The 24,131-nt window shown below is 64.3% G+C and carries 29 protein-coding genes and 3 pseudogenes; 3 read left to right on the top strand and 29 right to left on the bottom strand.

Annotated elements, in window-relative coordinates:
• Positions 1-18 precede the first annotated feature (18 nt).
• Entirely contained in the window at positions 19-993 is a 975-nt protein-coding gene (locus tag WI26_RS07425) for an acyltransferase family protein (protein WP_069225613.1), read from the top strand.
• A 194-nt stretch (positions 994-1,187) separates the two neighbouring features.
• Here the strand turns inward: WI26_RS07425 and WI26_RS07420 are convergent, their stop codons facing one another.
• The 7 genes and pseudogenes from WI26_RS07420 to WI26_RS07400 form a co-directional block, all read right to left on the bottom strand.
• Complete coding sequence (locus WI26_RS07420) at positions 1,188-2,204, bottom strand: hypothetical protein (RefSeq protein ID WP_069225612.1); 1,017 nt, start codon at positions 2,202-2,204, stop codon at positions 1,188-1,190.
• Positions 2,205-2,267: 63 nt separating this feature from the next.
• A pseudogene (locus WI26_RS32925) lies at positions 2,268-2,507 on the bottom strand (DUF2612 domain-containing protein); the annotation flags it as partial.
• A 168-nt stretch (positions 2,508-2,675) separates the two neighbouring features.
• Positions 2,676-3,377: pseudogene (locus WI26_RS33390) on the bottom strand (phage head spike fiber domain-containing protein); the annotation flags it as partial.
• A pseudogene (locus WI26_RS32920) lies at positions 3,372-3,788 on the bottom strand (DUF2612 domain-containing protein); the annotation flags it as partial. The pseudogenes WI26_RS32920 and WI26_RS33390, both read right to left, overlap by 6 nt.
• Positions 3,788-4,969 (bottom strand): baseplate J/gp47 family protein, encoded by a 1,182-nt coding sequence (locus WI26_RS07410; RefSeq protein WP_069225610.1) that lies wholly within the window; start codon positions 4,967-4,969, stop codon positions 3,788-3,790. The pseudogene WI26_RS32920 and the gene WI26_RS07410, both read right to left, overlap by 1 nt.
• A complete protein-coding gene (locus tag WI26_RS07405; RefSeq protein WP_069225609.1) occupies positions 4,966-5,319 on the bottom strand; it encodes a hypothetical protein in 354 nt (117 codons plus the stop codon). The genes WI26_RS07410 and WI26_RS07405 overlap by 4 nt, the downstream gene beginning before the upstream one ends.
• An 8-nt stretch (positions 5,320-5,327) precedes the next feature.
• Positions 5,328-6,080, bottom strand: coding sequence for a Gp138 family membrane-puncturing spike protein (locus WI26_RS07400; RefSeq protein ID WP_069225608.1), 753 nt, complete (start codon positions 6,078-6,080; stop codon positions 5,328-5,330).
• 3 nt (positions 6,081-6,083) lie between these two features.
• On the opposite strand from WI26_RS07400, the gene WI26_RS07395 reads away from it, so the two are divergent.
• Complete coding sequence (locus tag WI26_RS07395; RefSeq protein ID WP_069225607.1) at positions 6,084-6,461, top strand: hypothetical protein; 378 nt, start codon at positions 6,084-6,086, stop codon at positions 6,459-6,461.
• Here the strand turns inward: WI26_RS07395 and WI26_RS07390 are convergent.
• The 22 genes from WI26_RS07390 to WI26_RS07295 all read right to left on the bottom strand — a co-directional run bounded on the left by WI26_RS07390 (position 6,458) and on the right by WI26_RS07295 (position 23,233).
• Entirely contained in the window at positions 6,458-7,426 is a 969-nt protein-coding gene (locus WI26_RS07390) for a phage protein (protein WP_069225606.1), read from the bottom strand. The two genes, WI26_RS07395 and WI26_RS07390, sit on opposite strands and share 4 nt — an antisense overlap.
• On the bottom strand, positions 7,423-7,740 hold the full coding sequence (locus WI26_RS07385; protein WP_069225605.1) for a phage baseplate plug family protein: 318 nt from the start codon (positions 7,738-7,740) through the stop codon (positions 7,423-7,425). The genes WI26_RS07390 and WI26_RS07385 overlap by 4 nt, the downstream gene beginning before the upstream one ends.
• Positions 7,740-8,315, bottom strand: a complete 576-nt coding sequence (locus WI26_RS07380) for a phage baseplate protein (protein ID WP_081334239.1) — start codon at positions 8,313-8,315, stop codon at positions 7,740-7,742. Before WI26_RS07380 ends, WI26_RS07385 begins: the two co-directional genes overlap by 1 nt.
• Entirely contained in the window at positions 8,312-10,312 is a 2,001-nt protein-coding gene (locus WI26_RS07375; RefSeq protein ID WP_069225604.1) for a mannosyl-glycoprotein endo-beta-N-acetylglucosamidase, read from the bottom strand. Before WI26_RS07375 ends, WI26_RS07380 begins: the two co-directional genes overlap by 4 nt.
• Positions 10,305-10,379, bottom strand: a complete 75-nt coding sequence (locus tag WI26_RS33385; protein ID WP_418219701.1) for a hypothetical protein — start codon at positions 10,377-10,379, stop codon at positions 10,305-10,307. The genes WI26_RS07375 and WI26_RS33385 overlap by 8 nt, the downstream gene beginning before the upstream one ends.
• Positions 10,380-10,495: 116 nt before the next feature.
• Positions 10,496-11,047 carry a phage tail assembly chaperone gene (locus WI26_RS07370; RefSeq protein ID WP_069225603.1) on the bottom strand — a complete coding sequence of 184 codons (552 nt, stop codon included), beginning with the start codon at positions 11,045-11,047 and terminating at the stop codon, positions 10,496-10,498.
• 2 nt (positions 11,048-11,049) lie between these two features.
• Positions 11,050-11,490, bottom strand: a complete 441-nt coding sequence (locus WI26_RS07365; protein WP_069225602.1) for a phage structural protein — start codon at positions 11,488-11,490, stop codon at positions 11,050-11,052.
• A 15-nt stretch (positions 11,491-11,505) separates the two neighbouring features.
• Positions 11,506-12,981, bottom strand: coding sequence for a DUF3383 domain-containing protein (locus tag WI26_RS07360; protein ID WP_069225601.1), 1,476 nt, complete (start codon positions 12,979-12,981; stop codon positions 11,506-11,508).
• Between the two features lie 9 nt (positions 12,982-12,990).
• Positions 12,991-13,581 carry an LIC_12616 family protein gene (locus WI26_RS07355; protein ID WP_069225600.1) on the bottom strand — a complete coding sequence of 197 codons (591 nt, stop codon included), beginning with the start codon at positions 13,579-13,581 and terminating at the stop codon, positions 12,991-12,993.
• A 4-nt stretch (positions 13,582-13,585) separates the two neighbouring features.
• Positions 13,586-13,963 carry a hypothetical protein gene (locus WI26_RS07350; RefSeq protein WP_069225599.1) on the bottom strand — a complete coding sequence of 126 codons (378 nt, stop codon included), beginning with the start codon at positions 13,961-13,963 and terminating at the stop codon, positions 13,586-13,588.
• 61 nt (positions 13,964-14,024) lie between these two features.
• Positions 14,025-14,246: a hypothetical protein gene (locus tag WI26_RS07345; protein WP_069225598.1), complete on the bottom strand. Its 222-nt coding sequence runs from the start codon at positions 14,244-14,246 to the stop codon at positions 14,025-14,027.
• A gap of 35 nt (positions 14,247-14,281) precedes the next feature.
• Positions 14,282-14,764: a hypothetical protein gene (locus tag WI26_RS07340; protein WP_069225597.1), complete on the bottom strand. Its 483-nt coding sequence runs from the start codon at positions 14,762-14,764 to the stop codon at positions 14,282-14,284.
• Between the two features lie 28 nt (positions 14,765-14,792).
• Entirely contained in the window at positions 14,793-15,176 is a 384-nt protein-coding gene (locus WI26_RS07335) for a DUF4054 domain-containing protein (RefSeq protein ID WP_069225596.1), read from the bottom strand.
• Between the two features lie 8 nt (positions 15,177-15,184).
• Positions 15,185-15,457 carry an STY1053 family phage-associated protein gene (locus tag WI26_RS07330; RefSeq protein ID WP_069225595.1) on the bottom strand — a complete coding sequence of 91 codons (273 nt, stop codon included), beginning with the start codon at positions 15,455-15,457 and terminating at the stop codon, positions 15,185-15,187.
• Between the two features lies 1 nt (position 15,458).
• Positions 15,459-16,496, bottom strand: a complete 1,038-nt coding sequence (locus WI26_RS07325) for a DUF2184 domain-containing protein (protein WP_069225594.1) — start codon at positions 16,494-16,496, stop codon at positions 15,459-15,461.
• 10 nt (positions 16,497-16,506) lie between these two features.
• Positions 16,507-16,995 (bottom strand): structural cement protein Gp24, encoded by a 489-nt coding sequence (locus WI26_RS07320; RefSeq protein WP_069225593.1) that lies wholly within the window; start codon positions 16,993-16,995, stop codon positions 16,507-16,509.
• Positions 16,996-17,007: 12 nt separating this feature from the next.
• Positions 17,008-18,309, bottom strand: coding sequence for a DUF2213 domain-containing protein (locus WI26_RS07315; protein ID WP_069225592.1), 1,302 nt, complete (start codon positions 18,307-18,309; stop codon positions 17,008-17,010).
• Between the two features lies 1 nt (position 18,310).
• Positions 18,311-18,955, bottom strand: a complete 645-nt coding sequence (locus tag WI26_RS07310) for a phage minor head protein (protein WP_236849299.1) — start codon at positions 18,953-18,955, stop codon at positions 18,311-18,313.
• Entirely contained in the window at positions 18,894-20,477 is a 1,584-nt protein-coding gene (locus WI26_RS30955) for a DUF1073 domain-containing protein (protein ID WP_081334237.1), read from the bottom strand. The genes WI26_RS07310 and WI26_RS30955 overlap by 62 nt, the downstream gene beginning before the upstream one ends.
• Positions 20,474-22,069 (bottom strand): TerL protein, encoded by a 1,596-nt coding sequence (locus WI26_RS07305; RefSeq protein ID WP_069225590.1) that lies wholly within the window; start codon positions 22,067-22,069, stop codon positions 20,474-20,476. The genes WI26_RS30955 and WI26_RS07305 overlap by 4 nt, the downstream gene beginning before the upstream one ends.
• A gap of 1 nt (position 22,070) precedes the next feature.
• Positions 22,071-22,550 (bottom strand): DUF2280 domain-containing protein, encoded by a 480-nt coding sequence (locus tag WI26_RS07300; RefSeq protein ID WP_060294337.1) that lies wholly within the window; start codon positions 22,548-22,550, stop codon positions 22,071-22,073.
• 17 nt (positions 22,551-22,567) lie between these two features.
• On the bottom strand, positions 22,568-23,233 hold the full coding sequence (locus tag WI26_RS07295) for a putative metallopeptidase (RefSeq protein ID WP_069225589.1): 666 nt from the start codon (positions 23,231-23,233) through the stop codon (positions 22,568-22,570).
• A 110-nt stretch (positions 23,234-23,343) separates the two neighbouring features.
• On the opposite strand from WI26_RS07295, the gene WI26_RS32150 reads away from it, so the two are divergent.
• Positions 23,344-24,105 carry a hypothetical protein gene (locus tag WI26_RS32150; protein ID WP_155768743.1) on the top strand — a complete coding sequence of 254 codons (762 nt, stop codon included), beginning with the start codon at positions 23,344-23,346 and terminating at the stop codon, positions 24,103-24,105.
• The last annotated feature ends 26 nt before the right edge of the window (positions 24,106-24,131 follow it).

Genomic DNA, 24,131 nt, shown 5'->3' with positions numbered 1-24,131 from the left:
TCGTCACCATCCTGGATCATGGGCACATTCCGGCTCTTGCTAGCCCTGCTCGTTGTCGCCTCCCACACGGGCGTGACCGTCAACGGACACAACCCCGGCGTATTTGCCGTCGTATCGTTCTTTCTCATGAGCGGTTACGTGACCACCGCCCTAATCGAAAAGTACTATGCGAGCGTGCAGCAGTTGCCGATGTTCGCCCTGGATCGGGCGTTACGTCTGTTCCCGCAATTCCTGTTCTATTTGGGAGCCGGAATAGCGCTCGCGAAAATCTTCCACATACAGGACTGGAACCTCACCGAGTTGAACGCCTGGACGGCCCTGCTCAATGCACTCATGCTGCCGACGGGCTACTACATGTACCTAATCCCGCATGCGCTCGTGCTGCCACCAAGTTGGTCGCTCGGGCTTGAATTCACCTTCTACGCTGCATTCCCTTTCGTACTTCTATTCCGACTGCGCGGCGTAGCATGTATTTGCTCTCTCGCTTTCTTCGCATACGCGCTGACCGGACATCTCGACCCGGATGTGTTTGGATATAGATTATTGCCTGGCACGCTCTTTATGTTCATTGCGGGAAGTTACATTCGAACCGAGCGACTCCAGGAGACCGCCGCAATCTGGTGTGTAGCACTGGCAATGATTGCCATGTGGATCGGATTCCCGAACTACCGGATAGGCTACAACATCGAGATTCTTGCCGGCATTGTGGCGGGCATCCCGGTCGTCTATTTCCTTTCTCGAATGAAAACGGGACGCATAGACCAGATCGCCGGCAATCTGAGCTACGGCGTCTATCTCAATCACTACGTGCTCATCTACGTGGAAATGATAATCGGCGTGTCGGTGCATTCGTGGGTGCACCGGGCCGCTTTCATGGCCACGTCAATTTCCCTCGCCGCAGTAAGCTACTATTTCGTGGAGCGCCCTGCGATCGCGATCCGGTACCGCATGCGGGGCGCTCCTCGCATTGAAGCGCAGGCTGTCGGGGGCTAGCTATTCGGAGCCGGGAAATAACCGGCCACCTCGTCAGGCAGCGCGCGGTAAAAGGCTGCCCATCTGGCATCATCGGTTGACACGGTCCCCGAATTTGCATAAACAGCGGCATCTTGCGGAGATGCAAAGTAGGCAATGATCACCTGCTCTTTGCTATCCGCGAACTGTACATTTAGGGTAACCAAAGTTCCTCCTTAGAATGTGTATTTGCTCAGATACAAAATTCCTTGGTTAAACGTCCCTGATGAAAGATACGACGACCAATAGACAGTTTGCGGAGTAATCAGGGGAATATCGTTGAAAGAACCCGCGCTCGTAACGCCTGAATTGGTCGAGGAACCGGCAATTTGTTGAAGACCGATACCGAGCGTCGTAGTCGAGGCGCTTCCAGAGACGTTCGTCTGCGCATTCACGCCATTCAAACTATTGACGCTCGCCCAACCACTGATGGTCCTGGCGTTTTTCGGAACCGCAATAGTCAAAGCAGTCAGAGTAGTGATCTGGCTCGTCGTCGATGCCGCAACGGTCGTTACGAGAGAGATTTGTCGATCGACTTGATACCCTGCAATAAATTGACCGTTGCTGCTCGTCGGCCACACGCTAACTAATGCACTTGCCGTATAGCCAGCGGGTGCATTGCCAGCACTATAGACATTCGGAACCGCTGCACTAGTCGCGTTCGTCGCAAGCAATGCGGTTGCCTGTGTTGTCGGGTTGTAGATCGCATACAGTGCAACGAATCCATTCGCCGGCGCGCTGCCCGCATCCATGCCGCCCGCGCCTGTCGCAGTGAGGTTGACCGTCTTGTTGAATGCACCGAGTACATACTTCTTACCTCCAAGTGCGGATCCCACGACGATCTCATCCGCAGTGAACGTCGCAGTGCTAGACGCCGCCGCTACCGACATGCTGACATTGCGCGCTTGGCCGACCACTGCGGCTGACTGCGCCTGGATAGCGGCTTTCAGGTTTGTGAGCAGCGTAGCCGTCGTCCCATCGTCGATCGCATCCTGACCGGAAAGGTCGACGATGAACTGCGCGAGCACGGCCGCCATGATCGAGCTCTGGCGCCACACCTTGTTGAGCTGCTGCGACTGCGCGGTGCCGCTTTGGAAACCGGTGAGCAGTGCCGAGAGTGCCTCGTAATCTGCCTGCGTCATCACGTTCGCGTTGGCAGCGCCCGCAAACGCCTTGAAGTTGTTGTTTGCCATCTGTGCTCCGAGCAATAAAAAGCCGCGCGTAGGCGGATCATGGCGATAAATGCGTTGGGATGCTCAGGCTGGTACGCCCCATGCCCCGGTATCGAAACCGGCGATGTACTGATTGCTCACGTCGAAGCCGAAAAGTGGCGCGGCGTCCACGCTGGTCACGATCGTGTAGTTGACCCGCACGCCCTCGGGTTTCAGAGGGATGTAGCCGCCAGCGAGCAGCGCGAGGAAGACCACCGAAGGCACCTTTCCCGCGATCCCGATCGTCATCGACATGTCCTGGTGGTCTTCGATGAAAACTCGCGTGCCCTGCCGGTACACTGCCCCGCCCCCGGTCCACGACAGCTTTGCGCCGGACGCCGGAGCGACGGCCAACTGCGCAACGCCGCTCGAGCTGAGAGCATAGTCCGTCACCGCGACCGGGGCCGTCGTTGTGGGGATATACGCGGTTGGCACCGGGCCTGCTTCAACCTGAGAACCCCAAACGTAGATGCCCTGCCCCGCGACGCCCGTGTAGTTCGTGCTGTTGGTATTCGTCAGCGGTGCTCCGATAAGCATCCGGGCGCCGCTCCCGCTCGGGTTCGGAATGCCAGCCACGTAGCAGCGATACCAGCCCCCGCCGATGTACGCGATCCCCGCGGATACGCTCGCGCCGGCTCCGGCCGCGTTAGCTTGCAGGACCGCGCCGGTCGACAGGTTGAACACCGCGTAACAGTAGTTGCCCGAGTTTGAAGTGTCCTGGAGGCGCAGAACGGCATATGGGCGATCACCCTGTTGAAGGAATACCGAAGCGCAACCGATGCCCCCAACACCGAGCGCGGTGCTCGTCGGGGACAGCAACGTGTGCACGTTCGCCGTGTTGTCGCTATCGGCGAGCTTCTGCCCCGTCAACGTGCCGTCCGGTGCCGAGATAGCCGCCGGCACCATCGTGTACAGGTTCTTCGTCCACGCCGCGTTGTCGAACGCAGACGACTGCGCGATGATGTTCGTCCGCGCCGTCGGATAGAGCTGCTGGTTCCCCTGCCAGTCACTGCGATAGAGCGTCGCGCTGTCGACGCGGCGAACCTGAACACCGCCGTACGACAGCGGGAAGTTCTTCGTGGTGCCATCGCCGATAGCAAAAACTTCGCCGTTGGCGCGCACCGACATGAGATCGCCGCTCGGGTTGCCGAAGATGCTGTTGAGGATCGCCGCGCTCGATTCGAGCGTCCCGTCCCAGTGGTTCGCGCCGATCTTCGCGCGGATGACCAGCCGATAAGTCTCGTCGTCGAGCACCGTGAGGCCCGTGTCGGGATCAAACGGCCCCTTCCATGTCCCGTGATCGAACCCGAGGCCGGCGATGTCGAACGAGAAGTAGATTCCAGTCAGCGGCGTGCGGATCTTCCGCGACACACCAACCCAGAGGCCAACGTCGTCGAGCTGCACGCCGACCGCGTTGTCGAGGTCGAACTTGGCTGGCATGCTCACCAGCACGTTAATCTGATCGACGAGCGGCTGCACGAGCGCGCCGACCGTCGCCATGAACCGCGGCTTGTCGCGGTGCTCGGACGTGACGAGCGCGGCGTAGTCGGAAAGAGACGCGGTCATCAGTTCACCACCAGAGTGACATTCGCGGGCGTGCACGACGCCGCCTCGTTGAACAGCAGCGCCACGTCGGGTGCGCCGGCGCCGCGCGGCCCGGTCAGCGTGAGCCCGGACAGCTTGAACGTCACGCCGCCGCCGACGCTGTTCGCCGCAGTCAACGCGTCGCCCCATTCGACGCTGCCGGAGAGCCCGCCGCCAATCTGCACGCCATTGATGTAGTCCGACACGGCCTGCTGGATCTGCTGACCGGTCTGGCTGGTGTAACCGGTGAGCGCCTTGATCGTCACCGTGGCGCCGGTCGGCGCTGCCACGGGTCGGAAGAACCGAATCGTGATCGGGCGGCCGTAGATGTCCGTGACTACGATCGCCGTGGTGCCGTACGTACCGGCGCCTGGCGTCTTCTTCGCTGCAATCGCATTCGCGATCGCCGTCGCGTCGCCGCCCTCGACCACGAGCGAGATCGAGTGCGACGGGATGCCGTTCCCGTCCGTCGCGCTGGTGTCGTTCTCGTACGCCACATACCGCGTGACGCCGGCGACATTCGCCACCGCACCGATGATGCCGTCGAGCACCGTGAGCGACGGAAGCGCTGTCGACACCATCTGGCGCTGGCGTAGCGCGGCATCTTTTTCAACCGGCGCACCCTCGGCGGCGTCCGCCGGGTTCGTCACCGACTGCCAGCCCAGCGCCGGCGTCGCGATTTGGTTGATCGTGCCGGCCCGCGCGGACACGTCGCCGATCGTCGCGCACATGGCGGTGACGGTGATCGTGCCGCTCGGCGGGATCGTCACGGTCGCCGGCAGCATCCATTGCACGCCGTTGGCGTCCTTCGCCGCGCCGTTCGTAATCGTCTTGCCAGCCTGCCCGACCAGCACCAGGTCGGCGCTCGAGTACGACGCGGTCTTACGTGCAATGCCGTTGATCTTGACATTGCTCGACAGCGCATCGTCCTGCGCCGTCGCCGGGCTGAACGATCGGTAGATCGCGATCGCCACCGAATTTGCGTCACTGATCGCCTTCGCGAACACGCCTAGCATCTGCCCGTCCTGACTGTCCGGCTCCAGGTACGTGTCGGCGCCGTAGATCGAGCGGAACTGATCCTGTAGATACGCAAACACGTCCGCGTACGTCGGCGCGGTGATGCCGTTCGCGTCGATAGTGGGTGCGATGGTCGTGAGAGTCACAATGTCGCCTGTACCGTGGTGGAGCCGTAGATGGTGTTGATCGTCGCGGTGACGGAAAGCACGCGCGTCTCAGGATCGGCCGTGCTCGAGTAGCTCGTCAGCTCGGTCACGCCCTGCGTGCCGAGAATGCACGTGCGGATCGCCGCGTCATACTTGCCGCTCGTGTACTTGCCGAGCACGTCCGTAGCCCACGGCATGCCGGCCGTCGTGTCGAGGAACCATTCGCCGCGCAGCAGGCGCAGGCGCGTCAGCACGGCCTGGGCGACCGTCTCCGGCGTGTTCACGAGAAAGTCGGCCGCGCCCCCGCCGAAGACGTAATCACCGTCAGCGTCGAGTTTTCGGTATCGCATGGAAGTCTTCAGTTAGGCGGGCTCGTATTGCTGCCCGCGCCGTTCTCGCGGTGGGTATGCGTGTCATCGACGCGCTTTCCGTTCGCCGTGATCTGGCCAATCACATTGAGGATGCCGTTGAACACGGCCGCGGCACCGCTCGCCGCGCTGCCGACCATACCGCCGACGAACGTCAGCAGCCCCGTGATCGTCACGGCCGCCGAGAACGTCGACAGTGGCGCGACCACGTCGAATCCGCCAGGCGCGACGATCTTGACCTTCTGCAGCGTCGGGTTCAGGTCGATGTAGGTCGCGCCGTCGTCGCTGCGCAGCTGCGTCGAGCTGCCGCTGACGCCGGCGAGCGCGCGCGGCCGCGATCGGAAGCCGAGCAGCGCGAAGCCATCCGACAGGTCGTGCATGCGCAGTTCCGCTTGCTCCTGCACGCCGCCCGACTGCCACCAGGCGTCGATGCAGCGCGACGCGAACACGACGAGGCACTCGTCACCCTGCTTGACCGGAAACGTCAACGTACAATTCCCCCCGGCAGGAAACTGGACCGGGCACTCGACCAGCAGCGGCAGTGCGACGCTCTGAATCGTGCCGTCGATGCCGCGCACCTGAGCCTTGATGGCCGGCTGCACGCTGCACGTCGGCGGCCGGTCGGCGGCGCTTTCGAACGACTGGACGATGCCGGGCAAGGCCGTCCAGATGCCCGCCCGCACGCCGTCAAACGCTTCACGCAGGGCGATCTCCGGGTCGCCTACCCTTTCACGTCGATCCATGGGATGAAGATGAAAAAACTGCTGTTGACCGCCGCACTGCTCACACCGCTCGCCGCCGTCGCTGACGACGCATACGTCTACCCGTTCGCCGGCATGAAGGTCGGCGTGACCGTCGACAACCAATTCCCGACGATCCTGTACACCACGCAGAAGTGCGACCTGCCGCTCGCGAACGCGAAGAACATGCGACGCTACGAGTCCTACCGTGGCGTGTGGGACATCGGCTGCTGGGGTGAGACGATCGACGGCGACGCGGTGATCGTCGTGCCGAAGATGCCGACGAAGTCGGTCCCCCTCAACACGCTGGCGCGAGCCGACGTGAGTAGCTACGTGAACTGGGCCAGGATGACCATCAAGGCGCTCCCGACGTACGGCCGCTAGCCGAACCGTTTGATGACGCCGTCCGGCGGGACAGTTGCCTTGTCCCTGAACGAGTCTGGCAGCACGGTGACGTCGGCCGCGAGGCAGGTCACGCTTGTGTACCACTCTTCGCCGCGCGTATCGCCGCTCACCACCGCGAGCATCACATAGTAGAAGCCGTCGTCCTGCAGCTTCGCCTGCATCTCGATCCGCTCGTTCTCGGCCTGCTGGCCGACGTTCAAGCTGTACTCGTACTGCTGGATGCTCGCGTTGTCGAGCCAAATCAGCCGGCCGATCTTCACGCTCGGGTTCAGCAGCATTTTCACCTCGATGCCGTTCGCCGTCTGCTGCGGCAGCCCGACCATGCCGGTATCCGAGGTGATCTTCGGGATGTCGCCAGGCATGTACGCCGTCTCCGGCACCATCACTACCTTGCCGTCCTGGATGCTCCAGACCGTCTGCGTGGTTCGTGCGGTCCATCGCATAAAATCCCGCGCCATGCCGAACATCACCTTGCCTCGGGGCAACGGGTTCGACGGCAGTTCGGGCAAATATCCCTGCTGCACGCCGTACGGGTTCATCGCGGTGCAGGCCGCCGCTACATGGTCAGCGGGCGTCGATCCAGCCGCGAGCGTCGTGTTCACCACCGCGAAGTTGTACGCGGAATCGCCATCCGCCGCCGTGATGTCGAGGAACGTGTCGGTCTGGCTCTCGCGCCCGCGGCGCACCTGCTTGATCTGGCCGTCGAAGATGATCCCGTAGTTACCCTCGTAGCCGGCCTGCAGCACGACGCGAGTGAATTCCTTCTGCGCGCGCCGCGCCGTCGTCGCGGACACGTTGTAGACGCGGATCCGCGCAGAATTGGGCGTCTGCAGGTCGCCACGCTGCACGCGGAATACGATGCGAAGCTCGGACAGGTCCAGAGCCTCGCCGCTGTCGAAGCCGATGATCAGCGATACCTTCCGGCCGAACTGCTCAACGCTCATTGGTCCGTCACCCAGAAAACGTGCGATCCGATGCCGAGATCCTCGTACGCCGGAACGTCGTCCGGATCAGCGGCACCCTGCACCCACAACCGCCCCTGAAAGCCCAGGTGCTTATACTGACCCAGCAGGTCGATGCCGGTCACCAGCGGGATGCCCGATACCATCGGGTTGTCCGAGGCGTCCGCGATGTCGAGCACCCACCCCGCGCCGCCGCCCTTGCGGTACTGGACGGTCAGGCGATAGTCGATCCCGCTCAGCGTCACGGTGAAGCGCTCCGGACGCGGCGAAAAAGGAATCTCGAAGAAACTTGGCATCACATACTCCCCGGCGGCACTGCGCCGCCCGGCGCGGGCGTCGCCGGCATTGCGGCCTTCGAGCCGCCGTTGCCAGTCTCAGCCGTCGATGCCGGGTCGGCCTGGTTCTCGCGCGGTGGCAGCTTCGTCACTTGCGTCGACACGATGCGGATCTGCTTGAGCGTCGCCGTCAGGATCAGCGCGCTCGACGTCTTCACATCAGTCGTGAGCCGCAGCCCCTGCAGAAGCATGTTCTGGTAGGTGCGGCGGCTCGTCGTGACGTCGAACGGCGTGCGCGCCTGCTGCAGCGCGAGCAGCTGCGAGTAGATTGCGTTGATGTACTGTGCAGACGGCAGGCCGCCGCCGTCGAACCTCGCTTCCGCAGCGCCGAGCAACGCCTCGTAGTCGGCGTTGCTCCACCCGCAGCGCATCGAGAGGTCCGGCTGACGCTTGAACGCGTGGTCGGTGATCTGCGCCCCCTGCTCGACCGGATGCTCGGTGATCGTCAGCTCGTCGTTGTAGACCTCTTCGATCGCGACCTGCACCGTGATGCTGCCGATCTTCTTCGGCGAGATCATGATCATGTCGAGGATCACGCGATCACTCCCTGTAGATTGCGCACCATGTCGGCGTTCACCGCGCGCTGCTCGCGCTCGACCGCGCGACCCGCGGCGCTCGGATCGCCGGCGCCGCTCACGTGGATCTGGGTGCTCTGGTGCAGTTCGACCTTCGCCGCGCCGCCGCGCGCCGTCGACTGCGCGGTCAGTCCGGCCGCCGGCTGGTACGTCGCGCGCGTGTTCCGCAGCGCGGCTTCCATCTCGGCCGCCGTGATGCTCGCACGGTTGTTGCCCTTGCCGGCGTAGTAGCTGCGGCCGGTGTCGGGGTCCGCGACGCTCGCCCACTCGCGCGACGCCGCGCGCAACGCGCCGCGCAGATCATCGCTACGCCCTTCAATGTAGTCGGCGATCGCGCGTCGCTTGTTGCGCACGAGGTACTGCTCGAAGATGCGGTCCTGCAGCTTCCGGTCGAACATCTCGTTGCCATTGAGCTTCAGCGATCGCGCCGCGTCGGCGAGCGTGCCGCCGATGATCTGGTACCGGCCGGCCGCATTGAACTGACCGGCCCGCTGCGCCGCCATGACCTGCGCGAGCGTCATGCCTTCGAGGTTCTCGGTGCCGGCGCGGTAACCGCCGCGCGCGCCGCGGTTGACGCTGTTGTAATCACCCTCACCGCGCGCGATCAGCCGGCCGAACGCCGTGTCAGCGAGGCGCGACATCGCGCCAGCCAGACCGCCTGATGCGGCGGGCGCTGCGGCCGCCGGCGCAGCAGCAGCGCCGCGCGGCGGCGTCAGCTTCGCGCCGCCGCCGTCCTTCACGCTGTCGATCTCAGCCTGTGTGTAACCGCCCGTCGCGTCGAGGCCGCGCCGATCCTTCCCGGTCAGCACGTCCCAGAGTGAGCGGAATCGGCCGCCGGAAGCCTTCGAAATCCATCCGTCGACCGAGTCGCGCAGCGCATCGCCGATCTTCCAGCCTGCGAATGCAGCGCCGGCGATCGCAGACAAACGTCCCAACAGCGTGATCAATCCGCCCACATTGCCGATCAATCCGGAGATGACGCTGGCCGTGCCGGTGCCTGCCGCCCCCATCACGCGGAGCGCAGCAGCGGCCTTCCAGATGCCCCGCGCGATGCGGAACACCCCAAGCGCCTTCAGCGCGACGCCGAGCAAGAGGATCTTCGTCGACCAACCGTTCGTCGAGTGGTCGAGCTCGATGAACAGGTCGACCAGCTTCCCGAGTGGCGGGCCGACCGCTTCTGCCACCTTCAGAATGGCGCTCGCGATGTCCGCGATTCGGTTCGCGACCTCGTCGCCGTGCTCGTCCATCCAGTGCTGGAACCGATCGAGGCTCGGACCAACCTTCCCCAGCATCGCACCCTCGACGCGAATACCGAGATTCTCGAACGTCGTGCCGAGCCCGCGCAGCTGCGTCATGAACTTGTGCGAGTCGTCCGCGGCCTTGTCGAGGCCAGTCGTCTGCGACATCTCGCGGTACTGCTTCAGCAGGCGTTCGAAGTCCCCGTTGCGCATCGCGAGCATCAGGTTCTCGTCGATGCCGAGGATGTTGCCGTACTGGCTCGACAGCCACGTCGGCTTGCTCGCCAGGGCCTTGCCGAGGTCGGACATGATGTCGACCGTGTCGCGCAGCTCGCCGTTCGCGTTGCGCGTCTGCACGCCGAGCGTCGCGAGGTAGCCCTCGCCCGCCGGGTTGTTGCGCAGGAAGCGCGCGAGGTTCTCGATGGTGCCGGTCGCCGCCTCGGCAGAGACGCCCATGTTCCGCGCGGCGAATTCGAAGCCGCGCAGGTTCGCCGCCGACGCGCCCGTGCGCTGCGACACGAAATACAGGCGCTCGAGCTTCGACGCGAATGCCGCGACGCCGGCGCTCACCGTGAGGGCAGCGCCGGACACTGTCGCGATCAGCTGCTTGACGCCCTTCGTCGTGCCTTCGACGCCTTCCTTGAAGTTCTTCAGGCCCTTCTCGTCGACCTTGAAGCCGAGCGCGACCAGGAACTCGCGGATGACGATCGAATCAGCCATTTTCTCTTTCCATCTTGCGGCGGAACGCCGCGTCGTTGTCTGCCCGGACAGCAAGGGAGTCGTTCATCAACGCAACGTCGGCAAGACCGAGCGTCCCGTCGATCAGCGACTCGTACCGACACATCTGCGCGTGCACGGGCGCGAGCAGCCAGTCCTCGCCGCCGGGCAGCGTGCGGATCCAGCCTACGTCGCCACCGGGCTGCTCGTTTGGCTGGTAAGCAGCCCGCTGATAAAAGGGCCGAGGTTCGCGACCACGACGCGCACGACCAACGGCAGCATCACGTCGATGCCGATGTCGTCGAACATCGACGTCTTGTGAGTCGCGTTCCAGATCTTCGCCCAACCCGAACCCTGCCAGCGCTCGACGACCGACAGGCACGTGCCGAAGACGTATTCCGCATCCTCGTCATTCAGGCCGGCCAGCGCGTCGGCGAACGGCTGCAGCACCGGCGCGATCGCGTCGACGAGCGACAGCAGCTCGCGCGACTTGTCGGCCGCCGGAGGTTCCACTGCCTCGTTAGGCGCCCCACCCTCGGCAAGCGTCGCGAGCGCGGCGTTCGCGCGCGCCTGCTCGCGCGCAACGTCGGCCTGCTCGAGCTCCGCGTAGAACTTCATCAGCACCGGGATCATCGGCGGGATGATTGGGGCGATACGCCGCGACACGTGGAACTGCTGCATCGCGCTCAGCTTGCCGATCGCGTACCGCACGCCGTTCAATTTGACTTCGGTCGTCATGCTCAGTACGTCCCGAGGATGTTATCGATCTTGATCGCGTCGAAGACCCATTCGACGATGTCACCGTCCTTCGCGTACTTCAGGTCGGGCGCCTTCTTGAACGCGCAGCTACGCGCAGTCGTCACGTCGCCGGCGGCCGTCTGTCGAACCTCGATCAGGTTCTTGCCCCACAGCCGACTGTCGAGCGACTGTGCGTCGTACAGCGCCATCAGCTTCGCGTTGATCGGCGCGGTCTTGAGGTAGCGCAACGTGACCTGGCCGGACTTATCGGCATGCAGGCTGTGCATACCTTCGCCGTCCGATCCGATCGTCATCGTGTTCTTGTCGCCGGCGCGCGCGATCGTGATGCCTTCTTCCGCGGTCGCTTCACCGTAGCCAAGCGAGAACGCGCCGCCCGGGCCCACGAGCGTCGCCGCGACGTCCTGAAAGCTGTAAGTCGCCATGTTGGGATGCCCCTGTTAGCGGTTGATGTTGACGAGGATGTCGGCACCATGGATCGCACCGGCTTCCTTACCTGCGACCTGGAATACGACGGACTTCCGCGCCTCGCGGTCGGCCTGCGACTGCGTAGCTATCGCCGGCTGGTACACGTAGTAGCCCTTCGCCAGCGTGTCTCCCTGGTTCAACGCGCCGAAGCCCGCCGAATTCCAGACGCCAGGCGCGAGATACCCGTTGTTCACGCCAGCCTCACAGGCCGCCGCGATCGTTGCAGCTATCTGCGCGTTCCCGCCGTCGGTCTGCGGGATCTTCGTTGGGCTCTGGTACAGCAGGTTGTAAACGTCCGTTTCGATGCGATTGCGGAACCAGATCGCGTTGTAGACGGAATCGACATAGATACCGCTCGGCGTCACGCCGTACTGGATGATCGACGTGTCGTTGCTGTAGTTCACGAAGACGTTGCAGTTCTTCGCCTGAAGCGTGTTCGCCTGCGTGCTGGTCAGCTGTTCGGCGGCGACGCTCGGCTCCTGCTTGAACATCAGCGTGATCGTCGTGTTGTTGCCGTCGAAGTTCACGGTCAGCAGACGGCCGAGCAGCGACGACACCGCGTACGGCGTCGAGCTCGAGTACTGCAGGATCGTGTACTTCAGCTTCAGCGCCTTCAGCTGGCTCGCGATGTCGGTCGACACCGTCGAGTCGAGCACCTGCGGGTTCTGCGTAGTGATGCCGTAAATGTGGCGCTGGTCGGCCTCGATGAGATTCGCGACTGCGATGTGCTGCGCGTCCGTGATCGACGCGTCGGCGAAGTCGAGGCCGAGGAACTGGTTCGCGAAGCGGTCGAGAAACAGCGCGGCAGCGTCGACCGGTTGCTCGGGCCCGATGCCGTCCGCCGGCACGCCGGCAAGGCTGCTCGTCAGACCGAGCATCGCCGAGATGTCGGTGCCGGCGCCCGGCGCCGTCGCATAGCCGACCTTCGAATTCGTGCCGGTGGTATTCGACGTCACGACGAACTGCGAGCCGTTCCAGGCTACCGTGGCGCCCGTCAGCTTCGCATTGATCACCGTTGCGACGCCGTTCAGGTTCGTCTGTGCCGAGAAGTCAAGCGCAGTGACCGATTTTGCAGTGCCGTCGATCGTAATGCTGAACGCGCCAGTCGTAACCGCCTTCCACACCGTGATGTCCTGCTGCGCAGCCGACAGCACGCCGCCGCGCAGCGAGCCGGCCGTCGCCGTCTTCGCCCACCGGCCGATCATGATCTGTTGCGGCTGCGGCACCTGGTTGAAGTACAGCGCTGCGGCGTAGTACTCCGGCGTGTTCGTGCCGAAATCGGCCGTCACCTCGTCGATGCCACCGTACGAGCGCGCGCGCTCGTTGGTGTCGATGATGGCCGACGGGCCGAGAATCAGCCCGGTGTTCATGTTCGCGCCCTGCGCCGCCAGCGCGGCGAGGTTGATCGTCACGTTGATCAGACGCGATACCGGCAATCCGTTGGACATGCTGGTCCCCTACGAGTGGATGTTCGAAACGCCGGCCACTGGCGTCGACGAGTCGGTCGTCGTCGCCACGGTGGCCGATTTGAGGTTGAGGACCGCGTAGGTCCGGGTGATCTTGCGGCGCAGCGTCACGGTCATGTCGTAGCGCCGCACCCACTGCTGGTTGACCAGGTCCGGCGCCGCGCGAATCGCGCCGACGCCGACGAACGCCATGTCGAGCAACTGGAGTTGCTCGCGGTTCTGCGGGATCGCGAGGCCGTCGGCGAGCCGCTGCGCGTATCCCTTCGCGAGCGGCCCGTAGAACGTGCACATCACATCGATGTCCTGGTGCCGGACGTACGTGTCGTGCCCGTCGCCGGTGCCGTCGTGCTGGATAGCGGGGCGGGCGTCCTGCTCCTGCTCCTGCAGGCCGAACGCACACCAGTTCACAGACGGCTCGGGCTGCTTCGGTACAGTCGGCTGCCAGCGCGGCCGCACGAGATCAGGCGGCAGCGCCGTGACGCCCGCGATCAGGTCGTGGACGAGATCGTCGAGGGCATCGTCCTCGGCCGGCGGCGCATCGACTGCTGGCGCCAGGTATCCGCCGGTCGAGCTGTCGTTCATGGGGTCACCCAGAAAGAGGCTTCAGGTCGCACGTCGCGCAGACGAAGCCGCGGCCGAAGTGCGAGTAGTCGTTCACGTTCACCACCGTGTAGGTGGCGCCGTCCCATACGATTTCGTCGGCATCAGCTGTGCCGTCCGGGCCGCCATCACGCAGTCGGAACGGCGTGTGCAGCATGATCGAGCCGATGATTCGGCTGCCGTCCGCCTTCCGGTGCAGGATGTCGCCCTTGTCGCTCGTCACGACGGCCGAGAACGGCGTCGATGCGACTGCGTTCTGTGCGCGGCCGTGGTCGTCCACCGTCTGTGTCATGCGGTTGCAGAGCAGGCCGACGTCCATGAAATCGGGATCGATCAGGACGTCGGTGACGTCGAGGAAAGCCATTTCGTTCCCGCAAAAGAAAAGGGCCGCACATGGCGGCCCATTGGACGATTAAACCGACAGGTCAAATATCGGCATTCATAAGGTCGATCCCGCGCTGATTGAGAACAAGCTCGAAGCCAAAATCATCGCCATACCCCGCGGCCTCGAGAAATGCCGCAGCGGCTTGTACGGAGGGTTCATTGCGATGTAGAAGTATCTTGTCGCTGCTAGGATGAGGACCAAACTTACGCCAAACATTCAACAGATGATGGATCGCAATCTCCGCTTCGCTCAGTGTGGTCATTCAGTGCCTCAATAGAACTTGACCAACCAAGGTTATCACCCCTTCTTGCGGACCACGTACGTGATCGCGTTCCGATACTGGCCGGTATCGACCAGCGTGTTCTCGCGCGTGACGCCGCGGCGCCGGCGCGCGGCCAGCGTCGAATCAGCGAGTTTCGGAGGGATGTTGCTGTTGATCTTCGCGCGCACCGAATTCACCGAGACGATGCCAGCGCGATTGAAGCTGCGGTTGACCTTCTCGAGGTTACCGTCGAGCGCCGCTTCGACGCCCTTCTGCAGGTGCGGCTCGAACTTCGGCCGCGCGTCCTGCACGCCGGGCACGAGATGCGGGCGCTCGGGGATGTTGTTCGCGGGGGAGCCGTGCTCGAGGATGTAGCCGATCTCTGCGTTGCTGAGGGGCTCTTCCTCGTCCTTGCGGCCGGCGGTGCTGTCGGGCACGCCAACCAGCACCTCCTTCTGCACGAGCCCGCTGATCGACTTCAGCACCTCGTCGAGGCGGTCGATTTTCATGCCGTCCATGCAGTTCTCCCGATGGACGGCGGCGGCGTTACAGCTGCATGCCGCTCGCGCCCATCATCATTGCGAGGCTGAGATACCGGACGCCGTACATCGTGGCGTTCCAGAAACCACCGTCCTTGATGGCGACGGCCGCGGTGTCGTAGCTCGCGCTGACCTTGTCGACGGCCTTCGACGACTGCGGCCCGGTCACCTGGCCGGGCACGCCGCCGACGGCGGCCATCTTCTGGTCCTTCACGGCGAGCGCGAGGTGGTGCGCCGTTACGAGCGCGATTCCCAGATCAGTCAGCTCGCCCCACCGGTCCGGGTTGACGAGCGAAACCGCCACGCTCATCCAGAACTGGATGAGCGCGTCGGGATACGTCGTCGTGTCGTTGAACTCGGGGAACGACTGTCTGAACTGGGAAACGTCCACGGGTCACCTTACTTGTTGCCGGCCTTTGCGGCCGTCTTCGCCGGCGCGGCGTCGGTCGTGGCATCCTTCGCCGGATCGGTCTGCTCCGGGGCCGCGTCGGCGGCCTTCGCCGGCGCGGCCGAAACGCCCGCCGGCAGCGGGCCGGTGTGCGCCTTCGTGTACCAGTGGTCGGCGATGTAATCCTCGACCTCCTGCACACCGGCGACGATCCGTCGCTCGATCGACTCGCCCTCGTGGACGAGCCGCACGGTGAATGCCTTCAGCACGTTGATGAGCTGCATGTTACACCCCGTCCCGGTAGCCGATCGTTTCCGGATACACGACTTCGACCACGCCGAGGCGGCCGAAATACGTCACCAGCTGGCGCAGGTCGCGATACTCGAGCGGCGTGCGCTGCAGCGGCACCAGCGGGAAGCGCACACGGCCCTTGTCCTTCGTGTACGCCACCATGCGGTTCTTGCCCGCCGCACCGCGGCCGGTGAGCCACTTCGACGGGAAGATCTCCAGCGGCCGGCCGTTGAGCTGGTTCGCGAGGCTGTTGTCCTGCAGGTAGCGCAGCACGCTGATGTTGCCGGCGTCGCTTACTTTGCGCTGCACGAGCAGCGAGAAGCTCTTCGGATCGAGCAACAGGCGGCCCGGGCACACCGCGTAGCCGGCTGCCGCCCACGCGCTGTTCAACAGCTCGTTCACATCGTCGAGCATCTGGTCCGGCGTCGCCGTCTGCCAGCTGCCCGTCTGCGCGTTCGAGACGTTCTCGACCGCCGTGCTGTTCACCAGGCCCGTCACGCCGATCACGGTGTCGCCGATGTACACCTGCTCATCGACGTCCATGTTGTGCTTGAGCTGCATGCCCTCGAACTTCTGCTGGTCGACCGGGCGACCGAGCTTCTGCGCGGATTCGAGTTCCGGGATCGTCCAGCCGATCTGCATGCCCCAGAGCGTCAGCGGGTTCGGCGTCTTGCCGATATCCAGGCCGAGGCTCTGGATCGCGTTCGCGTCCTTGCCGACCCACGACTTGCCGGCCGGCGACGGGCCGCCCGCAGCAGCGAACATCGAGTTCGTGAACGAGGACACCTCGTCGGCGATCGACACGTCCTCGCGGAGATCGATGTCGCGCGACCAGGTGACCGACGCGAGCGGCATGTGCAGCTCTTGGTCCAGCCGTTCCAGCTCGCCGACCAGGAAGGCGCCGGTGCTATCGATCGTGCGCGCGTCGAACGTCATCATGCTGTCGCGCGTGCGCGCACGGATGATCGCCGGCGCGCCAGCGATTGCGATGCCCGCCGCGCGGGCGAGCAGCGACTTGTTGTGAGTCGTCATGTCGGCTCCCTTAGATGTTGTAGGCGATTTCGACGTTGCCGTCGGCGTCAGCGCCGGCCATGAACGTCGCGCCGGTGATGGCAATCGTGTTCGTGCCATCGGCCGCCGCCTCGATGCCGCCGATCGGCTTGCCGGCCGCCGCCGCAGCGACGCGCACGTACACCTGACCGTCGAGCGCTGCGACACCGGCGTTCAGTTTCACCGTTTGGTAGCCGCGGCGCAGCGCGTCGCCGATACCCTTCGTCGGAGGCGTCGACGTGCCGAGCGGATCTTGCGAGCTCTGCGTCGGGTACGGGCGCACGAGCAGGCCGTAGACCGCCGCGGCGGCGTCGCCCGCGCCGATCGGCACGAACTTGCCGTTCGCGATCTTCCCGAACAGGCCATACGCCGGGAACGGCGCGGTCGGATCGAGGGGAACCGGCTCGATCGTCGATTGCGACGGCCGGGTCACGTCGCCGGGAATGCCCGACGGCATGCGATACAGAATTGCGTTGCCCATGAGGCATTCTCCTTACTGGTTGGACTGGCCCGCCCAGAACTTGCGGTTCTGTTCGTTGATGTCGGCGATGGTCTTCACCTTGCCGAAATCGCGCGTGTTGACCTTGCCGCTCGACGATCCGGCGTTGTTCTTCGCGCGCATCAGCTCGGCGGCGCCGGTGAAGATCGCGTCGACCACCTGCACCGGCATGACGTCGAAGTCCGGCGCGCGGCGGCCGAGGAACGGCGCGATCGCGGCACGGCCGGCGTCCGTTTCGTATGCCTGGTCGAGCGCGCGGCGCTGGCACTTGCAGAGCGCGGCCGCGCGGTCCTTCGTCTTCAGGCCGTCGAGGGTCGGCAGCTTCACGCCCGGCGCAAGGATCTCGGCTCGCGCGGCGATGAGGCGCGCGGAGTCGCCGGTGTACAGGTCGACGCCTTCCTCGCTGACGCGGCGGGACGGCTCGGCCTCGATGACCGTGTCGGTCGTCTCGTCGGTCTCGTCGTCTTCCTCGTCGTCGTCCTCGGTTTCCCGCTCTCGCTCGGCGTCGCGCGCTTCGATGCGCGCCATGCGGCGATCGAGCGAGCGCAGCGTCTTCAAGATCGCTGCCGTGTCGCCAGTGCGCCCTTCGCGCTCGCCGGCTTCGCGCCGCTCGCGCTCTTCCTCGGACTCTTCGTCCATGGCTTCCTGCCCTTCCTTGAGCGCTTCCTCGACGCCGGCTTCGTCCTTGGCCTTCATGGACTTCATCAGGCGATCGAGCCACGCCGGCCGGCGCTGGGGCTTGCTGTCTTTCGTCTTCATCTCGGGTTCCTTATCGCCGATCGCGCAGCGCGGGCCGCAGCGGCCGCGAGGGACGATGGCTACGTGGTTGACAACGATGTTCCGCTGTACCCCGCGGCCGGGTGATACCTGTTCGTAGTCCGCCTCGTAGCCGAGGCTGACCTCTTCGATTTCTTCGTCCTGCACCGCGGCGATCGCGTCCTGTGCGGTGATCAGCAGGTCGGCGAGGATCAGATCGTTCTCGAGCCCCTCGCCGCGCCGAATGTTGAGCATTACGCCCTTGCCGAGCTGCGAGAAAGTGGCCGGCGTCACGAAGTCGTCCGGATGGTCGAGCGTCACCGGCTTGCCAGCGCAGCTCGCGAGCGTTTCGTCGCGGAACACTTCCTCCGGCGTGCGGCTGATGCGGATGAGGCCGTCGGGGCCGGCCTCGATCGGCACCTCGCCGGCGGCGTACAGCATCTCGCCCGTGCGCGCGACGGGAACGTCCTCGCAGAGCAGGAAGCCCTCGGGCGTGAGCGAACGCTTCGGCCCGAGCTTCTGGATCGTGAAGAAGCGCATGTCAGTCCTCGGAAATGATCGGTTCGGCCCAGCACCGGCAGTTCCAGATCTGCCCGGGGTGGAACCGCATGGCGCGGCCGTTCTCGTCGACCTCGGGCGGCTCGGCCCACGAGCAGACCTTGCCCTCCATCGCGCGATGGCCGGTGCGCACGTCGCTGTCGCCGCTGGTGCGCCAGATGTAATGCGTGCTGCCGACGGCGCGCGCACGAGCCTCGGTGAGCGACGTCGCCGCGCGCGAGACCTCCGTGCGGGCGATCAGGTCGGCGCGGCTCTTCGCCACCTCGCCAGACTCCTGAATCGCTTTGGAGATTGCTGCGGCGCGCGTGCTGTCTTCGAGCGCCTCGATCGTGAGCCGGTGCACGCGCTCGGCGGCCTCGAGCGGGATCGACTTGATCAACGTCACCTGCTCGGCCATCAGAGCGCGCATCGTCTCGCCGGTCGGCGCGCGCCGCAGCTCGTCGCGCAGCGCGCGCGACATCTCCTGCGCCTGCTGCATCCACGCCTGCTCGTCGCGCCGGTTCAGGTCTTCCAGCATTCGAGCGGCAGTCGCCTCGGCCCACGGTGTAAGCGCCTCTGCGTACCGCCTAAGCAGCTGCTCGATCGTTGGCGCCGCCGCGGGATCGCCAGGCGGAAAGCCATCGACCAACGCGCCCACCTGCTGCGCGATCTTTCGCAGCTGCGTTCCGTACCGGCGCTCCGGCCCGCTCAGACGCACCGGGTTTCGGCGGCGCTTGCGGTCCGTCGTTCTGGTCATCAACATTCGGGGGAAGCTCCGTTTCGGGCGCGGGCGGCGGCTGGTCCTCCGCTTCCTTGATCTCTTCGTCGGTGATCGACGAGAACACGCCGGTGCGATGGCTCGACGCGCGCAGCTCCTTCATGCCGCCGGCCGGCGTCATCAGGCCGGCGTCTACCGCCTTCGTCACCGCATCGGTGATCGTGTTGGCCGTCGTCGCCTTCTGCTCGTCGGTCATCTGCCAGAGTGCGCGGAAGTCGTACGAGAAGCCGTCGGGCGGCTTCGTACCGAGCACCGAGCGGAACATCACCTCGAACAGCTGGTTCAGCGCGCGGCGCAGCCGGCGCTCCTGCTGCTGCTTGATGTTGTCGTAGTAGGTGCGCAGGTCCGACTCGCCCGTGGCGTTCAGGCCGGCCGGTGACTGTCCCAGCAAGCGCACGAGCGGGATCTGCAACGCGCCGGCAAGCTGCTGCGCGAACTGCAGCAGCACGGAGTCCAGTCCAGTGAACGCGTACTGGTCGACCTGCAGATCGTCCGCCGCATCGATCAGCGACAGTCCCTCGTTGGACTGGAAGCGCCGGATGAAGTCGACGTTCTTCAACAGCGCTTCGAGGGCGGGGCCGCCCGCCGCGATGATCTTGCGCAGACCATCGACCTTCAGCGTGCGAAGGTGCGCCTTGAATACGAGCTGCGCCCCGCCCATCGTCGTGCTGTCGAATGCCACGAGTCGGTCGATCAGGCGCTCGATGACCGACTGCCCCCAGAGGTTCTCGGCGATCTTCTGCCAGTACGGCAGCGTGACGCCGTCGAAGCGCAGCACGCGGCTGTAGTGGATCCGCTGGCGCGGCAGCGCCATCGAGTCCGCGACGACGTCGTAGAACTTCGGCATGCCGAGGTCCGGGCCGGGCTCGGTCACGAGATCGTTGAGTGTCGGCTGCACCAGCCAGCGATCGAGCACGCAGAGGCCCTTGAACTGCCCCTCGGCGATCGTGTCAAGCCGCAACGGCTTCGACGCGTCCTGCCCGTCGATCATCATGACGGCCAGCGCGCCGCCGTACAGACGCGCCCACTTGATCGTGTCGCAGAGGCTGTCCCATACCGCGAGGTTCTCGAACTCCTGATTCAGCTTGTCCTTATCCTCGGGCGCGATGTCGGAGCCGATCTCGACGCCCATGCGGGTCATGTCCTCGGCGACGACATCGACGGCCTGGCCGACGATCCACGACGACCGGTACATCGCCTCCATCTGCACGCGGTTGCGCGAGATGAAGTCGAATCCGTACTGGTAGGCGGACGATTGGTTGGGCGTGCCGAGCCCGACCCGCGCTTCGAAGTTCTGGAAGCTGTCCGGCGTCATCCAGCGCTTCGCATTGGCGGAATCCGCAGCCATCGCGCGGTATTGCCGCTGCTCGGCCTTGCGTTGCTTTCGATTCATCCTGCCAACCTTGTCCAGATGTCCAGAACCTGCCCGGCCGGCTGATACGCGATCATGACCGCGTCAGCCAGGTTCGGCGATTTCGTGCCGTCAGGCGCCTTGTCGATGACAATCTTGCCGACGCCGTTGACCGTGTAGGTCGGCTGCGCAAGCTCCATCGTCAGTGCGGACAGCTCGTCCAGCGCCGGGTCGATGGAAATGATGTCGTCGGGGTTGTACGGCTTGCCCTCAACGACCGCCCGGTACGTCGCCTGGAAGCGAAGCCGCAGCGCCCACCAGGACTGCGCCTTGAGGTTGGCGAAGTAGTCCTTGTTCTTGCGCTCCGGCACCATCTCTCCTTCCGGGTCGTGCACCGGGCCGGAGCCGCGAAACGGCTCGTCGTTGATCGGCCGCTTGCCGATCGCGACGCGCTGCTCGTTGATCACACGCGCGTCGCCGCGCACGCCGGCGCCGAGACCGTCGGCGTCGTAGTCGAAAGACTCGTAGCCGAGCTCGTCGCAGATGCCGAACGTCTTCTCGACCGTGTCGTATATGTCGCCGCCCTGGCCCGACCACGAACGCAGGAAGTTCAGCAAGAAGCCGTAGCGGCCCGCGAACGCGTTCTTGTCCTTGCCTTCGTCGGCGACGTCCAGCCCGCCGCGCCGCATGCCGCTCGGCTCGATGCCGAGCTTCACGTGCGCGCCAATGGCCGCCTGCACCCATGCGGACGGAATTACGACGCCCTCGACGGACGCCGCATAATTGATGTCGATTTCCTGCGCGACGACGACGGGGTCCAGTTCGGCGCACTGCTTCGCGTACCAGGCGTCGTCCTTGCGCGGGTCGTCGCGCCAGTGGAACGTGAAGACCCGTACCTTGCCGCTGTGGCGGCGTTGCGCGAACGAGTTCCCCATGCCGTTCGGCGTGGAGATGTCCTGCCGGCAGTTCGTCGTCGCCGACAGCGACGCGTCGACCAGCTGCGGCCGCTCGAGGAACGCCGACTCGTCAACGATGTAGAAGCTGGCGCGGTCGCCGCGGCCGATGCCGTCGCCAGACTCGCCAGTGATCACCGACCCGGTGTCCGGGAAGATGATGCGCATGTGCGGCGCGTGCGCGCCGATGTCCCACGATCCGCGGAACTCAGCGGGCAGCAACCGGAGGAACTCGCGGGCCTTCCAGAAGAGGCTCTTCGGCGAGCCGATCTTGTCGACGTACTCTTCCTTGCGCGAGCCGAAGCCGGCCGCGACGCCCTCGTGGAACAGGCAGATCGTATCCGCCAGCCCCACGGTCAACCACGACATCCCCATGTCGCGCGTCTTCTCGGTGATGCCCGGCTGCTGCGCCTTCCAGCGCTCCATGAACCACTGGCACCACTCCTCCTGTTTCGGGAACAGCAGGAACGGGATCGTGGCCGGCAGCCCCCGCTCGACGTTACGCGGATCGAACGTCATGCCCCAGTCGATGATGAACTGGGCCGGGTTGTCGCGATAGAACGTGCGCAGCGCAGGCAGCACGCCCGGGTTCGCGCGGATGCGTTTCAGCCGCTCCGCCCGCCATTCGAACACCTGCACATAGTCGGGTGCGCGGAAGTCGAACGGGAACGGGATGGGCATGCTACGGGTTCATCAGCGTGGCGTAGATCTTCGCCGCCTCCTGTGGGTCGTTCGTCACAGTGGAGATCGCGGTGATCGGGCCGCCCCCTTTGCCCGTGTGCTCGAGTCGGTGACGGTTCGTGAACGCGTCGCCGGCCTCCTTCGCGGCTTGCTCGAGCAGGGCCGCCATCAGGGGCAGGTTGCCGCGCTCTTCGGCCTTGTCGACCGCGCTCGCGAGCTTGCGCAGGCGCACCGCGCGATGGGCGATGCCGATGCGCGACGTGTCGGAAAGGAATTCTTCGCGCGTGCGCTCGAAGATCTCGCGGTACTTCTTGCTCAGCGTCGAGCCGGCGCGCTTCGTCGGGTCGTACCGCTCGCACTGCTGCGGCGACACCTCGACGCCGAATTCCTCGCGCACGGCCTTCGCGACGCGCGAGATCGTGTCGAAGCATGCGAGCGACTGGACGATGTACACCTTGATCGCGTCGGGAAGTGCTGCCATAGCGGGAAAACGTTCGGTTACGCGGCCCGCAGGATGCAGGTGCCGCAGGCGCGCGCGATGTCGGCGTGGCCGACTTCCGGCGCGCGGCGGGCGGCGTCGATCAGCTTCGCGGTGTCGCCGGCGCCGCCGCCAGCGCCATAGCGTCGGACGATGCCGACGAATTCCTCGACGTCGTGCCGACGGATGCCGAGCTTCGGCATGCCGTCCTTCGTGAAAGCCGGCGCTCCGAACTCGTCAGTGCGCTGGCCAATGTGATACAGCTCATGCTCGACCAGCGCGCACCATTCGAGATCGCTGCACTCGCGCGCGTAGTGCGCGTCGAGCGTGATCAGGAACGCCGGCACGCGGCCGAACCATTCGCAAAGCTGCTGCTCCTGCCTGGCGCGCTGCCAGCCGCCGGCTCGGATCATCACCTCTTCGCACTGGCCGACAACGCGCCGCATCTGGCGCACGTTCTCGACGGCCGCCCAGAGGTAGGCGACGTCGGCGTCGACCAGGTGCGCGTGGTCCTCGTTGTGCAGCGGCGCGCCCTCGCGCAGGAACGTGTGGTGAACCCAGTCGTTCACTCCGTCGGCCGGAGCGAGGTAGCGGAACCAGTTGGAGCCGTCGAAGAGTAAGTCTGGAGGCACCGGTCGATCGAAGACTGTCGCGATCACAACTTCCAAACGCTTGCCAGATGGCATTCCGACGCCCTTTAGTTCATGTCACAACTGCAATACATTCATGCCGAATGCATATGGCACTATCACGATCTGTCCAGTGCAACATGTTGTGACTCGTCATTGAGGTGGCTATGAAATCCGGGTTCGAGCGTTTTTCTACCTGCATGATAGATTGGGCAGCACATATCATCTCGGCCACAAATGGTGCTGACCTCGAAAACGCGAACAAGAATATGATGTCATTCCTGCGCGGCGAACCTAGGGACCATTACCCAGTGACTCCGCTTGGAGAGCTTGAGCAAGTCCTGATGGATATCTTTTATGAATTCATCGAAATCCGTGAAACCCTAGAGGTCATTCGCGACATGCGCGTATATATCTCACGATTCCCATATTCAGGAACGAGAATAAAGCGGAGTCGCTATCTATCCCATCAGATAGGAATCTACCTCAACGAAATCTATATACTTCGCATTCGACTGACGAACCTGACAAAGGAAATTCAGAATAACATATCTAAATCGGAGACGCGTGGTACAGCACGGCCACTTGTATCGCCTTTATTTAAGGCAATCAAGGATAGCTTTGCAGGTATTGAGAAGACGCGCGGCAACCATGTGCATATTCGCCGTTACTCTGATGATGCTCTCTCTCGGATAAGCACGTTCGAGTCGCTTAGCATTGGCATGGAAGAAGCTGGTGCTTTGTCTGAGTTTGCGTACAAGAAGGCACGAAAAGACTGGCGTGCTCGACTCTTACAAAACGAGACCACTATCGACCGCTTTCTTGACCACTATGGCAATACGCTTTGGAAAGCGCTGTTTGCTCCCGGGATGATGTTCGATGTATCGAGAATTCCAAAGCCCATCGATACATCAGCTCATCGAAGATGATATTCGCAGAAAAAAAGCCCGCGTTA

The sequence above is a fragment of the Burkholderia diffusa genome (genome assembly GCF_001718315.1).
Lineage (GTDB): Bacteria > Pseudomonadota > Gammaproteobacteria > Burkholderiales > Burkholderiaceae > Burkholderia > Burkholderia diffusa_B.
Note: the sequence above shows the minus strand (reverse complement) of the source record. Positions and strands in the feature narration are given on the sequence as shown.

What these genes read in the sequence shown, in the direction of transcription:
- WI26_RS07425 (WP_069225613.1), top strand. Translation starts at nt 19, where the DNA reads ATGGGCACATTCCGGCTCTTGCTAGCCCTGCTCGTTGTCGCCTCCCAC.
- WI26_RS07420 (WP_069225612.1), bottom strand. Translation starts at nt 2,204, where the DNA reads ATGGCAAACAACAACTTCAAGGCGTTTGCGGGCGCTGCCAACGCGAAC.
- WI26_RS07405 (WP_069225609.1), bottom strand. Translation starts at nt 5,319, where the DNA reads ATGCGATACCGAAAACTCGACGCTGACGGTGATTACGTCTTCGGCGGG.
- WI26_RS07400 (WP_069225608.1), bottom strand. Translation starts at nt 6,080, where the DNA reads ATGGATCGACGTGAAAGGGTAGGCGACCCGGAGATCGCCCTGCGTGAA.
- WI26_RS07395 (WP_069225607.1), top strand. Translation starts at nt 6,084, where the DNA reads ATGAAGATGAAAAAACTGCTGTTGACCGCCGCACTGCTCACACCGCTC.
- WI26_RS07390 (WP_069225606.1), bottom strand. Translation starts at nt 7,426, where the DNA reads ATGAGCGTTGAGCAGTTCGGCCGGAAGGTATCGCTGATCATCGGCTTC.
- WI26_RS07385 (WP_069225605.1), bottom strand. Translation starts at nt 7,740, where the DNA reads ATGCCAAGTTTCTTCGAGATTCCTTTTTCGCCGCGTCCGGAGCGCTTC.
- WI26_RS07375 (WP_069225604.1), bottom strand. Translation starts at nt 10,312, where the DNA reads ATGGCTGATTCGATCGTCATCCGCGAGTTCCTGGTCGCGCTCGGCTTC.
- WI26_RS07370 (WP_069225603.1), bottom strand. Translation starts at nt 11,047, where the DNA reads ATGACGACCGAAGTCAAATTGAACGGCGTGCGGTACGCGATCGGCAAG.
- WI26_RS07365 (WP_069225602.1), bottom strand. Translation starts at nt 11,490, where the DNA reads ATGGCGACTTACAGCTTTCAGGACGTCGCGGCGACGCTCGTGGGCCCG.
- WI26_RS07360 (WP_069225601.1), bottom strand. Translation starts at nt 12,981, where the DNA reads ATGTCCAACGGATTGCCGGTATCGCGTCTGATCAACGTGACGATCAAC.
- WI26_RS07355 (WP_069225600.1), bottom strand. Translation starts at nt 13,581, where the DNA reads ATGAACGACAGCTCGACCGGCGGATACCTGGCGCCAGCAGTCGATGCG.
- WI26_RS07350 (WP_069225599.1), bottom strand. Translation starts at nt 13,963, where the DNA reads ATGGCTTTCCTCGACGTCACCGACGTCCTGATCGATCCCGATTTCATG.
- WI26_RS07345 (WP_069225598.1), bottom strand. Translation starts at nt 14,246, where the DNA reads ATGACCACACTGAGCGAAGCGGAGATTGCGATCCATCATCTGTTGAAT.
- WI26_RS07340 (WP_069225597.1), bottom strand. Translation starts at nt 14,764, where the DNA reads ATGGACGGCATGAAAATCGACCGCCTCGACGAGGTGCTGAAGTCGATC.
- WI26_RS07330 (WP_069225595.1), bottom strand. Translation starts at nt 15,457, where the DNA reads ATGCAGCTCATCAACGTGCTGAAGGCATTCACCGTGCGGCTCGTCCAC.
- WI26_RS07325 (WP_069225594.1), bottom strand. Translation starts at nt 16,496, where the DNA reads ATGACGACTCACAACAAGTCGCTGCTCGCCCGCGCGGCGGGCATCGCA.
- WI26_RS07320 (WP_069225593.1), bottom strand. Translation starts at nt 16,995, where the DNA reads ATGGGCAACGCAATTCTGTATCGCATGCCGTCGGGCATTCCCGGCGAC.
- WI26_RS07315 (WP_069225592.1), bottom strand. Translation starts at nt 18,309, where the DNA reads ATGCGCTTCTTCACGATCCAGAAGCTCGGGCCGAAGCGTTCGCTCACG.
- WI26_RS30955 (WP_081334237.1), bottom strand. Translation starts at nt 20,477, where the DNA reads ATGAATCGAAAGCAACGCAAGGCCGAGCAGCGGCAATACCGCGCGATG.
- WI26_RS07305 (WP_069225590.1), bottom strand. Translation starts at nt 22,069, where the DNA reads ATGCCCATCCCGTTCCCGTTCGACTTCCGCGCACCCGACTATGTGCAG.
- WI26_RS07300 (WP_060294337.1), bottom strand. Translation starts at nt 22,550, where the DNA reads ATGGCAGCACTTCCCGACGCGATCAAGGTGTACATCGTCCAGTCGCTC.
- WI26_RS07295 (WP_069225589.1), bottom strand. Translation starts at nt 23,233, where the DNA reads ATGCCATCTGGCAAGCGTTTGGAAGTTGTGATCGCGACAGTCTTCGAT.
- WI26_RS32150 (WP_155768743.1), top strand. Translation starts at nt 23,344, where the DNA reads ATGAAATCCGGGTTCGAGCGTTTTTCTACCTGCATGATAGATTGGGCA.